The organism is Pseudomonas sp. KBS0707 (assembly GCF_005937945.2).
In the GTDB taxonomy this organism is placed as follows: Bacteria; Pseudomonadota; Gammaproteobacteria; order Pseudomonadales; family Pseudomonadaceae; genus Aquipseudomonas; species Aquipseudomonas amygdali.
The window spans coordinates 3,189,326-3,202,447 of sequence record NZ_CP041754.1; the positions used below are offsets into that span (position 1 = coordinate 3,189,326).

Annotated in this window: 9 protein-coding genes and 3 pseudogenes; 7 read left to right on the forward strand and 5 right to left on the reverse strand. The window is 54.9% G+C overall.

Annotated features, from left to right (window positions below; all coding sequences use genetic code 11):
- Positions 1 to 7: 7 nt before the first annotated feature.
- A pseudogene (locus FFH21_RS15030) lies at positions 8 to 1,865 on the reverse strand (type VI secretion system Vgr family protein).
- A gap of 538 nt (positions 1,866 to 2,403) precedes the next feature.
- Between FFH21_RS15030 and FFH21_RS30340 the strand changes: the two are divergent.
- Both FFH21_RS30340 and FFH21_RS15035 read left to right on the forward strand, forming a co-directional pair.
- Positions 2,404 to 2,490, forward strand: a pseudogene (locus FFH21_RS30340) (permease); the annotation flags it as partial.
- 56 nt (positions 2,491 to 2,546) lie between these two features.
- Positions 2,547 to 3,122 (forward strand): GNAT family N-acetyltransferase, encoded by a 576-nt coding sequence (locus FFH21_RS15035; RefSeq protein ID WP_004658458.1) that lies wholly within the window; start codon positions 2,547 to 2,549, stop codon positions 3,120 to 3,122.
- Positions 3,123 to 3,191: 69 nt separating this feature from the next.
- On the opposite strand, the gene FFH21_RS15040 is transcribed toward FFH21_RS15035, so the two are convergent.
- Complete coding sequence (locus FFH21_RS15040) at positions 3,192 to 4,760, reverse strand: TerC family protein (RefSeq protein WP_004665092.1); 1,569 nt, start codon at positions 4,758 to 4,760, stop codon at positions 3,192 to 3,194.
- A gap of 652 nt (positions 4,761 to 5,412) precedes the next feature.
- On the opposite strand from FFH21_RS15040, the gene FFH21_RS15045 reads away from it, so the two are divergent.
- The 5 genes from FFH21_RS15045 to FFH21_RS15065 all read left to right on the forward strand — a co-directional run bounded on the left by FFH21_RS15045 (position 5,413) and on the right by FFH21_RS15065 (position 8,328).
- Positions 5,413 to 5,694, forward strand: coding sequence for a hypothetical protein (locus tag FFH21_RS15045; RefSeq protein ID WP_002553776.1), 282 nt, complete (start codon positions 5,413 to 5,415; stop codon positions 5,692 to 5,694).
- Positions 5,695 to 5,844: 150 nt separating this feature from the next.
- Positions 5,845 to 6,186 (forward strand): FKBP-type peptidyl-prolyl cis-trans isomerase, encoded by a 342-nt coding sequence (locus FFH21_RS15050; protein ID WP_002553777.1) that lies wholly within the window; start codon positions 5,845 to 5,847, stop codon positions 6,184 to 6,186.
- Between the two features lie 130 nt (positions 6,187 to 6,316).
- On the forward strand, positions 6,317 to 6,544 hold the full coding sequence (locus FFH21_RS15055) for a hypothetical protein (protein ID WP_054073206.1): 228 nt from the start codon (positions 6,317 to 6,319) through the stop codon (positions 6,542 to 6,544).
- Positions 6,545 to 6,595: 51 nt separating this feature from the next.
- Complete coding sequence (locus tag FFH21_RS15060) at positions 6,596 to 7,300, forward strand: YoaK family protein (protein WP_004667683.1); 705 nt, start codon at positions 6,596 to 6,598, stop codon at positions 7,298 to 7,300.
- A gap of 65 nt (positions 7,301 to 7,365) precedes the next feature.
- Positions 7,366 to 8,328, forward strand: coding sequence for a class I SAM-dependent methyltransferase (locus FFH21_RS15065; protein ID WP_011168808.1), 963 nt, complete (start codon positions 7,366 to 7,368; stop codon positions 8,326 to 8,328).
- 62 nt (positions 8,329 to 8,390) lie between these two features.
- Here the strand turns inward: FFH21_RS15065 and FFH21_RS15070 are convergent, their stop codons facing one another.
- From FFH21_RS15070 to FFH21_RS15080, 3 genes and pseudogenes are all read right to left on the reverse strand, one after another.
- Positions 8,391 to 9,884 carry a methyl-accepting chemotaxis protein gene (locus FFH21_RS15070; protein ID WP_019740793.1) on the reverse strand — a complete coding sequence of 498 codons (1,494 nt, stop codon included), beginning with the start codon at positions 9,882 to 9,884 and terminating at the stop codon, positions 8,391 to 8,393.
- A 438-nt stretch (positions 9,885 to 10,322) separates the two neighbouring features.
- Positions 10,323 to 11,102 (reverse strand): annotated as a pseudogene (locus FFH21_RS31055) (methyl-accepting chemotaxis protein); the annotation flags it as partial.
- A 1,042-nt stretch (positions 11,103 to 12,144) separates the two neighbouring features.
- The gene (locus FFH21_RS15080; RefSeq protein ID WP_004665088.1) at positions 12,145 to 12,984 is read right to left on the reverse strand and encodes an IclR family transcriptional regulator; all 840 of its coding nucleotides are present in this window, start codon (positions 12,982 to 12,984) and stop codon (positions 12,145 to 12,147) included.
- Between the last annotated feature and the right edge of the window lie 138 nt (positions 12,985 to 13,122).

Consider the following 13,122-nt stretch of genomic DNA (forward strand, 5'->3'; position numbering starts at 1 on the left):
TATAAAGTTATTTATCTTTGTTGAGATTAATCTTCGTCGTACCTTCTACGTTCACCATTACGCCCGAGATAGTGATCGTCCCATCTTTGTTCATTATCAGCTTACTAGCCCCAACCTCAAGAGTAATTGACTCAGCAGACTTTATTTTCACCTCTCCTTTATCTACAGTAACGAAATACGATCCTTCTTCAACAGCGATGCTTGTTTCTAGCTTGATAGTTTCTGAATGCTTTCCTTTGACTGTGATTGTCCGATCACCTCCAACAGCATGGCTCTCGTCCACTTCAATATCGGTATCCAAATTACGCTCAGCATGTAGACTGACCTGCTCGGCCCCTGGCTTATCCTCGAAACGGAAAAAATTGGCGTTAGAAGCATGCCCCTTAATTGAACGCGTAAGAAAACCACTTTGCGTCTTATTTGCAGGCAAAGACCAAGGTGGAATATTACAGCTATTATATAGACTACCCATTACCAAAGGCCTATCTGGATTTCCATCAAGAAAGACTACAACTACTTCATCATCAACCCGAGGAATCTGAATGCATCCGAATCCACTACTTGCGCCAGACTGGGCTACACGGACCCAGCAAGAGCTCTTATCGTCTTGATTACCCTCTCGATCCCAGTGGAACTGGACCTTTATTCGGCCGAGACGGTCGGTAAATATCTCTTCGCCCGGCGCCCCCACGACTATGGCAGTCTGTGGTCCGGAAATAGTCGGCCGTGGTGTGACGGATTGTGGACGAAAAACAATTTTTCTTCTTACGCAAGAAAATGTATTGAAATAGCTCGCTGGCTGATCATTTGAGTAATTATTATGACCTTCACTGCGGACGCTCATAAGCAGAAATTGCCTATCTTCTGCTGAACCACAGTCGTGATTATAATGCTGCAACAGCTCAAAATTATAACCGGGCTGCATGGCTCGGCAGTTACTGGAACCCTGAAAGGTTTTACCTCTAAGTTCAAGCGCTTCGACTCGTAAGCGTAATAAAGCTCCACCTTCGTCATAGGTGCTATGACTGAACTGACCTGGATAATCGTAAATCTCAAAATTTTCTACATCGCCCTGTATATTCATACTGTTAATTGTCACGGGCAGACGATTGCGCGGTTGAGAATAGTCAAAAGTTTGGACTGATATTCTGGAGGCCTGAAGCTGACGATTACTCTGCCAATCAGTTATTGAATCAGCGGTCTCAGTAACTGACGCTGTGTGGAAGCGAATCTTTGGTTGCTTAGGCAACGACTCCAGCCTCGTAGAGTCATCGCAGATAATCATCGTATGACCTTCTGAGGTATGTTCAAAGTAATAGAACATCCCCTCTTGCTCGAGCAAACGCTGGGCAAAATTAAAGTCTGACTCTCGATACTGAGTGATGTAGCCATAGCGTTTTGCCGGTTTGCTGAGGCGAAACTCATGGCGAGAATAGGCAGAGCATGACGCAAAAACCTGAGCAACGACCTCCTCTACCGTCTTGTTCTGAAATATTCTGCTATCGATACGGTTTTCAAGCATTGAAAACCAAGGGTTCAGCGTCGCGGTGTAGCGAGCGATACCACCATCGCTGCCTACACTGGCAAAGCGCGTGATGTAACCGGCGACATGGCGTGTAGATCCGTCAGCAAGCTCAATCTCAATGAGTGAGTGAGTGAGTGAGTGAGTGTTGACCCATCATCGACTTAAGCTTGATCCCGGAATCTTGGCATAGCAGCGTTAGCTCAAAGCTATAGGCGTACGAAAGCCCCTCAGTCCCACTGAAAGACTCCAGCAGCATCTCCTGCGCAGGATTGGCAAGATTTTTGAATTTGAACAGACGTCTATTTTGTGGCGAGTACATCGCTGCAAGGTCCATCAACATTTGAATATCCTTGAAAACGCGAGAGGCGGTGTCGCGATTAATTTCCAACATCGCAACCCGATGAACAGATCCAGTCGGATGCAACAGTGTCAATCATTCTGAACCTCCATAAGAGGCCAGCGACTGACAGGTTTAGCTGGAGAAATCTGAAAACAACGTAGGCTTTGAACTACAGACAAAGCCGACTCTTCAAGATCGCTGCACAAAGATCACAAAAAACGCGATGGTGCCACGAGCCATAGCAAATTATCATGGGTCGGCCTGACAACACGGGCGCTGCAATACTTATCCTCACCCCCACCCAGCAAAACACATCGACATCTGCCAACTATTGCTTCTACGCGGGTCAGCACAACCGTCCTAATTGCTACTTATTTATAAAAATGTACGATTCAAGGTGCGACCGCATATCTCACCCCATTATTTAAAACGATCTTTTAATTCAGGACCGTTATATTGATTAGAATTAAAAACAGATTTGACATTTTGGTCCAACGCGAAGCCGGTTGGAGAAACTACTGTGCGTACCCTCGTCGACGAAGTACTGTTCAACAAATACCTGAATTTTCTCCACACCGTATTGCCCCCCACCGCCGAGTTCACCGAAAAAGCCTGGAAGTGGTAGCACACCCAAGCTAACGTACACGCCGGAATTCAAGCCATACCCACCAAGGCCTCACCATGATCCATATCCGCCCCATGACCACGGAAGACTTCGAGCGCTTCTGGCCCACCTTTCAGGCTGTCGTCATCGCTCAGGAAACCTACGCCTACGACCCTGCCGTCACTCAGGAGCAGGCCCGCAGTCTGTGGATGGAGCTGCCGCTGCACACGCTGATTGCCGAGGAAGACGGCCAGCTGTTGGGCAGCTATTACTTGAAGGCCAATGCGGCAGGTCCGGGGAATCATGTCTGCAATTGCGGCTATATGGTGACGGATGCGGCGCGGGGTCGTGGTGTAGCGCGGTTGATGTGCGAGCACTCGCAGCAACTGGCGCGCGACAGCGGGTTTCTGGCGATGCAGTTCAATTCGGTGGTGGCCAGCAATGAAGTAGCTGTCGCGCTGTGGGCCAAGCTGGGTTTTGAGACAGTCGGGCGTTTGCCCAAGGCTTATCGTCACGCACGCTTGGGGCTGGTGGATTGTCTGGTGATGTTCAAGTGGCTGGCTGATGCGCCGATGGCCAAAGAACCTGCGCAGCCCAAGCTGATCGGCCGCAAGAATATCGAATCTGTGGTGTCGCGTCCGCGTCGAAAATAAGCGCGGCGCACACATGAAAACGGGTCCTGCTCACATGAGCAGGCCCCGTTTTGTATTACAGCTCCGTGCTTATTTGCCAGAACCCATATCAGGCTGTTTCTGCAACAACACCCGAGTCACCCGGCGCTCTTCCACGCCAACAACCTGAAGGTTCCAGCCCTGCCAGTCCAGGCTATCGCCGGTGGACGGCAGGCGATCCAGCAGGCTCATGACCAGTCCGGCGAGGGTCTGATAATCCTCGGTGGCCTTGGCCTGGAAGCCGGTGCGTTCGCGAATCAGACTCAGGTTCAAGGCACCCGATACCACGAAGTCCTCGCCTTGCTTGACGATGTCCGGGCCTTCCACTTCGCTGGCGTCTGGCAGCTGGCCAGCGATGGATTCCAGAATGTCGGTCATGCTCAACACGCCTATGAAATCACCGAACTCGTTGACCACAAAAGCGATGTGCGTCGACTCCTTGCGCATCTGCTCCAGGGCATTGAGGATGGTGAAGCTTTCCAGCAGGTTGATTGCCTTGCGCGACATCAGCTTCAGGTCGGGCTCGTTGCCGGACAACAATTCCTTGAACAGTTCTTTCTTGTGCAAGAAGCCCAGCGGCTCATCGATGCCTCGCTCGCCAATCAACGGCAGACGCGAGTAGGACGAGTGCATCAGTTTCAGACGGATTTTCTCGGCATCGTCTTTCAAGTCGATATAGTCGATTTCGGCCCTCGGCGTCATCACCGTGCGAATCGGCCGCTCTGCCAGTTGCAGTACACCGCTGATCATCACCCGCTCACGACGGTCAAACACCGGCTCGCTGCTTTCGCCTTCCAGCATGTCGGTGATTTCCTCATCGACATCGCCAGACTCCAGCTTGCGACCGCCCAGCAGACGCATCACCGCATGGGCAGCCCGTTCACGACGCGGCAGGTGGCCATGAGCAGACTTCTTGCTGCGCTTGCGGGCGATCTGGTTGAACACCTCGATGAGGATCGAGAAGCCGATGGCCGCGTACAGATAGCCCTTGGGAATATGGAAACCCAGGCCCTCGGCGGTCAGGCTGAAACCAATCATCATCAGGAAGCCCAAACACAGCATGATCACTGTCGGGCGGCTGTTGACGAATTTGGTCAGCGGCTTGCTGGCAATCATCATCAGGCCGATGGAGAAGATCACGGCAATCATCATCACCGACAGGTGTTCGACCATGCCGACGGCCGTGATTACGGCGTCCAGCGAGAACACCGCGTCGAGTACCACGATCTGCGCAACGATGGGCCAGAACAACGCATAACCTGCGTTACCAGCGCGCTGGGCAACATGGCCTTCCAGCCGTTCGTGCAGTTCCATGGTAGCCTTGAACAACAGGAACACACCACCAAACAGCATGATCAGGTCACGACCGGAGAACGTCTTGTCGAAGATCTCGAACAACGGCTCGGTCAGCGTCACCATCCAGGAGATGCTCGCCAGCAGGCCCAGGCGCATGATCAGTGCCAGCGACAGGCCGATGACGCGCGCCTTGTCGCGTTGCTCGGGGGGCAGTTTGTCCGCCAGAATGGCAATAAACACCAGGTTATCGATACCCAGCACCAGTTCCAGCACGATGAGGGTCAGCAGGCCAAGCCATGCCGTGGGGTCAACGATCCATTCCATGGTAGTTATGCAGCCTCACGAGAAAAATGGCGGGAAAACTCATCGTTGGCCACAGCTGGCCACGCACTGCAATGAATTGCCATGCGCAAAGGTGCCTTGCGACCATGCACAGGCATGTCGGGGCCATTGCAACACGAGAGAGAGGGTAAACCGGCGTTCGAATCAAACGGCCTGCCTGGTGAATGGGATATCACTGGCCAGCCATCAGCGGTGAAGGGAAGGCAACTCGGAGGCTCCTGGAGGGTATTCATACGGTCCTGAAAATCAATACGGGCGTTGATCGTACAATACACACAACTGTTTCGTATTTTGTATAAGTATTACAAGACTTGACCAAAAGCACGCCGTATTCCTAAGCCTCGCTCAACCCGGAGCGACGTTTTGCCGCACCTCCAGGTACGACCAGTTGTCTGACAACTGCAGTGTCCGGGTAGATCACACAAATCATTTGTTTTAAAATGTTGCAATAACGTCAGGCCTGCGCAGTGTCCAACGCGACTTGTGTGAATGCACGATCCCCTGCCCTCTGACCAGAATCATAAAAAGAAAGCCCGTCATAGACGGGCTTTTTTCGTTTTCAGCTTTTGCACCCCGACGCCGGTGACCGGCATCGCGGACGACCCGTTTCTTTTAACCTTTGAGGTGATTTCCCATGCTGCGTATCGTTGTCGTTCATTTGTTCCAGTGGCTCAAGCGCCTATCGTCCGCGCTGTTCTTCCGCAGCGCCGAGGACAACTATTCCCGTAGCTTCACTCGGGAAAACGATGACGAAGGCCGCTGGACCTTTGTTTCAATCGTCATCGTTCTGACCCTTAGCCTTTACTGCCTGGCTGGCCTGGGTTACTACGCCAAGACCAATATCTGGGACGGTTTCACCCAGGAGCAGAAAGAGAATATCGCCCAGGCGATGGTGGTCAGTTCGCAGAATCTCTGACGAACGACACAATCGGAATACGACGGGGAAGCGAAAGCTTCCCCGTTTTCGTTTCGCCCGCTTGTCACAGGCGTGCTTTTCTGCGAGAAAGCGCTGCGAAAATGCACGCTCTCGGCATTCATTGAGCGCGCTAAAAACGGAAGCCTTGTAATGAGCAAAGAATTACAGATTACCGACCTGCATCCCGGCGAAGGCAAGGAAGCGGTCAAAGGTGCGCTGATCACCACGCATTACACCGGAACCCTCGAAGACGGCACTGTCTTTGATTCCTCTCACCAGCGTGGCAAGCCGTTTCAGTGCGTGATCGGCACTGGACGCGTTATCAAGGGCTGGGATCAGGGCCTTATGGGCATGAAGGTGGGCGGCAAACGCAAACTGTTCGTGCCTGCCCACCTGGCCTATGGCGACAGAACGATGGGCGCGCACATCAAACCGGGTGCCGACCTGACGTTTGAAATAGAGCTGCTGGAAGTGCTGACCCGCGACGATTGAGCGGGCTGCCTTGCAGATCGCCTTGAATCGGCCGATGACCTTGGCTGACAGGCATAAGCCTGATTGCTTGTTATCGCGGAAAAAGCCATGCTCCGGGTATGGAATTCAAGGTCTTGGCACAGGAACACGTATGGCGCTCAATAAGTCGACTCAGGAGCTAAAGCGGCACCTGAAAGGGACAGCAACCAATCTGGAAAAGACGGCGGAAGAAATTCTCAAACTCGCCTCGCAAATGAAAGATGTCGACGTGACGGCAGTACTGCAGATGGTCAACCGCCTTTACAGCGATGCCGATCAGCTCAAGGCCTATGCCGATGAGGTCAGGGCCAAGCGAATCGTACGCGCCAAGCCACTATGAACCGCTGAAACCAACGATCAGACGCGCTTCCATTGGTCCAGAGGGCCTTCGATGCTGCCACAGCCCGCCAGAATCAGCGCCAGCCCCAGGCACCTCAACATGCAGAAATGGCGTGGCCGGGTCGGCATGTGCCTGGTGGCGAGCCTTTCGGTTCTGGCGGGCATGACCGACGCCATCGGTTTCATGGCGACCGGCGACTTCGTTTCGTTCATGAGTGGCAACACCACCCGGCTTGCCGTCGCGATCAGTGCCGGCGACCTGAGCGTGACCCTTCGCCTGGCACTCGCCATCTTCGCCTTTATTGCCGGCAATGCGCTGGGCGTCGTCGTTGCACGGCTTGGCGGCCGGCGCGCCCTGCCCCTGCTGCTGGGGATCGCCACGCTGCTGTGCGCCGCAGCCGCATGGCCGCTGGAAAGCAATATGCTCGCACTGATCTGGGCCATTCTGGCGATGGGTATGCTCAACGCCGCCGTGGAACAGGTCAACGGGCTGCCGGTCGGCCTGACCTACGTAACCGGCGCGTTGTCGCGTTTCGGGCGTGGCCTGGGCCGCTGGATACTGGGCGAGCGCCGGGATGGCTGGCGCGTGCAACTGGTGCCGTGGGTTGGCATGTTCATCGGGGCGGTCATCGGCGCACTGCTTGAACAACGCCTGGGGCTTAATGCCCTGTTGATCAGCGGCAGCCTGTCGGCATTGCTGGGGCTGCTTTCATTGAAAATCCCGCATCGCTGGCAACGTCGGTACATGCCTCGCTGAACCCTGCGATTCCCATCTGCTGAAATACGTTTACCATACGCCGCCTTTCATAACCGACCTTCGTCATGACCCCTGAAGCACTCGCCATCCTGCAACAGCATCTACTCGCCGCCCTGAACAACGTTCCGACTGAAACCCGCCGCCTGTTTCATGGCCGTGGTCGCGTATGGCCGGGGCTGGAGCACATTACCGTCGACTGGATGCAGGGCGTGGTGCTGGTCTCGCTGTTCAAAGAGCCTCTTGAGCCCGAACTGGCAGCTCTGACGCAGCTGTTGAACGAGTTGATCGAAACGCCGCAGTGGCAACAAAGTCAGGCCCATACCCTGTTGTTGCAACACAGCTATCTGCCGCAAAGCACTACGCAATGGCTGACCGGCGAGGTCGTCGATGAATGGGTGATCACCGAAAATGGCCTGCGTTATAAAGTCGATTTCGGCAAGAAGCAGAACAGCGGTCTGTTTCTGGACATGCGCTATGGCCGCGAATGGGTGCAGGCCCAGGCAAAGGGCAAGCGCATCCTGAATCTGTTCGCCTACACCTGCGGCTTCTCGGTCGCCGCCCTTGCCGGTGGTGCAGACCATATAGTGAACCTGGACATGGCCCGCGCGGCATTGAATCGCGGTCGTGAGAATCACCGGCTCAATGATCAGGACCTGGGCCGGGTGACCTTTCTCGGGCATGACCTGTTCAAGTCATGGGCCAAAGTCACCCGCTCCGGCCCTTACGACCTGATTATCATTGACCCGCCGTCTTTCCAGAAAGGCAGCTTCATGCTCGACAAGGACTACCAGCGAGTCCTGCGCCGTCTGCCAGAGTTGCTGGATGAAGACGGTTCGGTGCTGGCATGCATGAACGATCCGGCGCTGGGGCCGGACTTTCTGATCCAGCACACGGCAATCGAGGCACCGTGCCTCCGCTTCGAGCAACGCCTGGAGAACCCGCCGGAATTCCCGGATGCGCGGCTCGATGGCGGCCTGAAGGCTTTGGTGTTCAAGGCTGAAGGCTTGAGTCGCACAGGGTGGGCGTGAACACCGTAACGACTTTCAATCAAGCCTTCAAAACAGTGGCCCGTGCTCGGACCGGGTTTGGATCAGACTGAAAACCTCGATACCAGGCGACTCAGATCCACAGCCAGGCGGGACAGCTCCTGACTGGCTGTGGAGGTCTGGCTGGAGGCAGAAGAGCTCTGGACTGACAAATCGCGAATGCTCACCAGGTTCTCATCGACAGAGCGGGCAACATGCGCTTGCTGCTCCGAAGCCGTTGCAATCATCAGGTTGCGCTCATTGATGTGGCTGATCGATGTGGTGATATCCCTGATTGCAACATCAGCCTGCTGAGCAATCAGCAACGTCGCGTCGGTTTCCGCATTGCTCTGCTTCATCGACTGGACGGCACCGCTGGAGTTTTTCTGAATACCCTGGATCATCTGTTCTATTTCCTGGGTAGACGTCTGAGTACGATGGGCCAGCGCCCTGACCTCATCGGCGACCACGGCAAATCCACGACCCTGTTCACCCGCGCGGGCGGCTTCGATAGCGGCGTTGAGCGCCAGCAGATTGGTCTGCTCGGCAATCGCGCGGATGACATCGACCACCTTGGCGATATCCTGCGCCTGATGGGCCAGTCCTTCTACTTCAACTCCAGTCTTGTCCACTGTGGTACTGAGTTTTTCCAGCGCAGCGATGGTCTGGCCGACGCAATCCTGGCCGGTCTGCGCAGACTTTTCACAGGCTTGCGTGGAGGTCGAAGCAGCGACCGCATTGCGTGCAACTTCTTCAATGGCTGCGGTCATCTGGTTGACCGCCGTGGCGGCCTGCTCGGTTTCCATCGTCTGGCGTTGGATACCTTGTGTGGAGTCCTGAGTGATGGAGCTCATTTCTTCAGCAGCCGACGCCAACAGGCCCGAAGCATCGGAGATGTGCTGAATGGTGCCCATGAGGCTTGAGAGCATGGTTGCAGTGGCTTTTTGCAGTTCGGTCAGCTCATCGGCCCCGTTGACTTCCACCGTGGTACGCAAGTCGCCCTCGGCGATTTTGCGTGTCGACTCGAGCAATGCCTGAACGGGTCTGGCGATGCTGCGGGTGAATAAAGTGGCAACAATCAGGGTAATAATCACGGCCAGAACAACAAGTGTAAGGGTGACGGTTAGTCCACTGTCATAGTTTTTGTCTGCTATGGCCCCTGATTGTTCTGCACCCTTGACGTTGACTTCGATCAATTGTTCTATAGATGACTGCAAGGCCTTCGCCTGCGGGCTGGTAATATCACGGATAAATACGAATAGTTCGCTGTCGGATTTGCTTTTGCTAAGTTCAACCAGCTGGTCGATCTTGTCGCTGTAGGCCCGCGCATCGGCTTTGACTTGTTTCCAGACCTGTTCTTCCTGTGGGCTCGACACCAGCGAGCCGTAAGTGTCGGCTGTTTGCAGTAAGGCATTCTTCAATCCGTTCAGCTTATTGACAGACTCCGGCGACTGCCGCTGGTCATCCATCACAAAACGTCGCGCGTCGAGGCGATACAACAGGCCCGCCGTCTCTATGCGTCCAGCCTGTCTGACGCTGGGCAGCCAGTTTGGCTGCAACTGGTCGGCGGACTGGTGTACCCGTTCATTTTAAAGACTGCGTTCGTGCCAACCCCGGCAAGCAGCAGGCAAATAATGCCGAAGCTGAGAAGCACCCTCAAGTTCAAACCTATATTTCTTATTGGCATTTTATAGATCCCCTTGCTGTCACAACGGTAGGGCGGGAACCATGCACAAATGATGGCACCCCAACATCACTTTAATGATTTAAAAATAAAAAACCTACTGTTTAGTGCAAAAACTCCTGGCACCACATAACGCCTTTAATAGTGCTTTAAACCCACCAATAGTCAGACTTCTCAGTTGAGACTATGCTTTTAGTATTACTACCTCATCAGGGTAAATCCCGTAACGCTTGATGCTCTGTTTATACTGACAAATAACACCTGCAGTGTTACCTCTCTCCATGACCGGAGAGCGGTAACACTGTTAAGCGGATCACGCGCTCAAGCGCGAGATCACATCGTTAAGGCCAGCTGAAAGGCCTTTCAGTTCATGGCTGGCGTTCTGGGTACGTTTGACGTTGTCCTGATTGGTCACCGCGATTGCGGTGATTTCAGTCAGGTTGCGCGAGATGTCCTCTGCTACAGAAGTCTGCTCTTCGGCAGCAGTCGCTATCTGGCGATTCATGTCGCGAATATTTTCGACTGCCACGGTAATGCGCTGCAGTGTTGCGCCAGCATGTGTAACCTGCTCGACACTCTCTTCGCTGCGCGCCTGACCGCCCTGAATGGCCTGCACCGCGTCGCTTGCGCCGGTCTGCACTGAATTAATGATCTGATTGATCTCGGCCGTGGATACTGCGGTACGTTGTGCCAATGTCCGGACTTCGTCAGCCACCACGGCAAAACCGCGCCCGGCTTCACCTGCCCGCGCAGCCTCGATGGCGGCATTGAGCGCCAGTAAATTGGTCTGATCAGCGATCCCGCGAATCACCTCAAGCACCTTGCCGATACGACCACTGTCTGTTTCCAGGCGCTGAATGACGTTGGCCGTAGAGGAAATCTCACTGCGCATCCGGGTGATGGTGGCGATGGTCGACTGCATGACTTTCTCACCGTCCTGCGCGCTTTGGTCAGCCTCATCCGCAGCCCGTGCAGCATATGCCGCATGGCGGGCAACTTCCTGGGCAGTAGCGGACATTTCGGTCATCGCGGTAGCGACCTGATCGGTACGCTCAAATTGCTCGTGAGTGCCCTGAGCCATTAATTCGGCAATGGCTGCACGCGTTGATGTGACGCGCCAGGACGAACTCGGCCGTCTGGCCGTCGCAGCGAACACGCTACGTGATTTTCTGGCAGATACTTTCAGTCGCCTCAAGCGCAGTACCACCGACCTCGATACTGCTGGCGGCGAGCTGAATGCCATCTTCCCTTCACTCAACTGGGCGACGTATTCGATAAGCATGCGAATCGGCGCAACCAGATTGCGATTGACAATCCACAGGGCAAGCAGGCCTACAAACAGCGCAGAAACGAGCATTACAACGGCACCAGTCAGGATCGTGCGGTCGGCTTGCTGACTGATTGCAACCGACTGGGCATCGCTGGACTTGTGCAGTTGATCAACCAGGCTGGCCATCTGCTCGCTCGTCGGAAGGTCTACGCCTTTGACTGCGGCGTCGCCAGCAGAAGCATCGTTGCCCGCCGCGATGAATGCATCACGGCCAGTGCGATAGGCAGTGCCCAATGTGCGGTGCGCCTGCTGCAGTGCCTGCACCTGGCTTTTCAACGATTGATCGGTGCCTTCCATTTCTGCCAGCAGGCCCAACGTCCTTTGCACCTTGCGTTCCTGCTCTTCGAATTGCCCCCAGAATTTGTCGCGGTCTGCCGATGCCTTGCCGCGCAACAGAACGTTTTTCCACTCCTGGACCTGAACCTTGAATTGCAGGTTGGCCTCATCAACCAACTGCGAGGCACGGACCGGACCTTCAAGAAGACTGCGATAGGACTGCACGTTACCGGACAGGAAGTTGAAACAGGCCAGCGCAATGATCAGCACCAGTACAAGACTACCGCCAAGCAAGCCAAGGATTTGGAGCCTCAGGGATTTCGACATCATGATGATCTCTGGAGAAAAGCGGGTCTGCGTCAGCACGCAGAATATGACGAGCTTCATTCCTTACGGCCGAGCCAGACAGCCCGGCACGTGTGCTCTATGAGATCATCATCGGCTTGCGCCAATTTTTCTTTAAAAACAGCGACAGTCGGTATAAATGTCAGAAATACGTCAAAAAAACGCCAAAAAGAGAGTAAAAGATCTAATCCGCCTGCCCGAATACCTGGCTGGGCCGTCGCAGCGAAGGATCGAAGGGATTGATTCTGGCACTGATGGCCGTGGCTTCACGCTTGAGCAGTTCTACCAAGGTCATCAGGCGGTCAGGCCCCAACCGGTCGGAGATAGTTGCCACGCTGAGCGCTGCCACTGCCCGGCCGCTGCGGTCCAGGATCGGCACGGCCAGCCCGGCCATGCCCGGTAGCGCGCCGGTGTTGCGCCCGGCGTAGCCGAGGCGGCGCACGTTTTCGACCTCTGAACGCAGAAACACCTCGTCGTACAGGTGAAAATCCTTGAGCCGTGGCAGGTTGTAGGCAATCACCGTTTCCCGCTCGTCCTCGGGAAGAAACGCGAGAATCGCCAGACTGCCCTGCCCCACGCCCAACGCAACACGGCCACCAATGTCGCCGGTGAACGTGCGAATCGGGTACGGGCCCTCACTGCGGTCCAGACAGATCGCGTCAAAGCCACTGCGTGCCAGCAGAAACAGCGAGTCGCCCAGCGATGCAGACAGGCGTAACAGACTTGGGCGTACCACGTCGCGCAGATTGCCGGTGTTGCCCGCCTTGGCGGCCAGCGCAAAGAATTCGATGCTCAACCGATAGCGCTTGCTGAGCAGGTCCTGCTCGACCATGCCCTCATCCATCAGGCTGCGCAGCAAGCGGTGCGTGGTGGGTTGCGAGAGCCCGACACGCTGGGCGAGTTGTGTGACCCGCTCGCCGCCCTCGTCGCAATCGCCCAGGCAACGCAATACGGCGAACAGACGCGACACCGCGCCGACGCCCACTTGCGCAGAATCAGTATTCCGATCAGTAGAATTATTCATGAATATAGCTCGCTATTTTTCCACTGAAAGAATTAATTTGAAGAAAGATGTTATTCAGTGAAATTCCTTGTTGAGCCCATCCTAGCCTTCGACCTACTCTCAGTCCACAGGGGCGATTTGAACAATCAACGGTAGCCG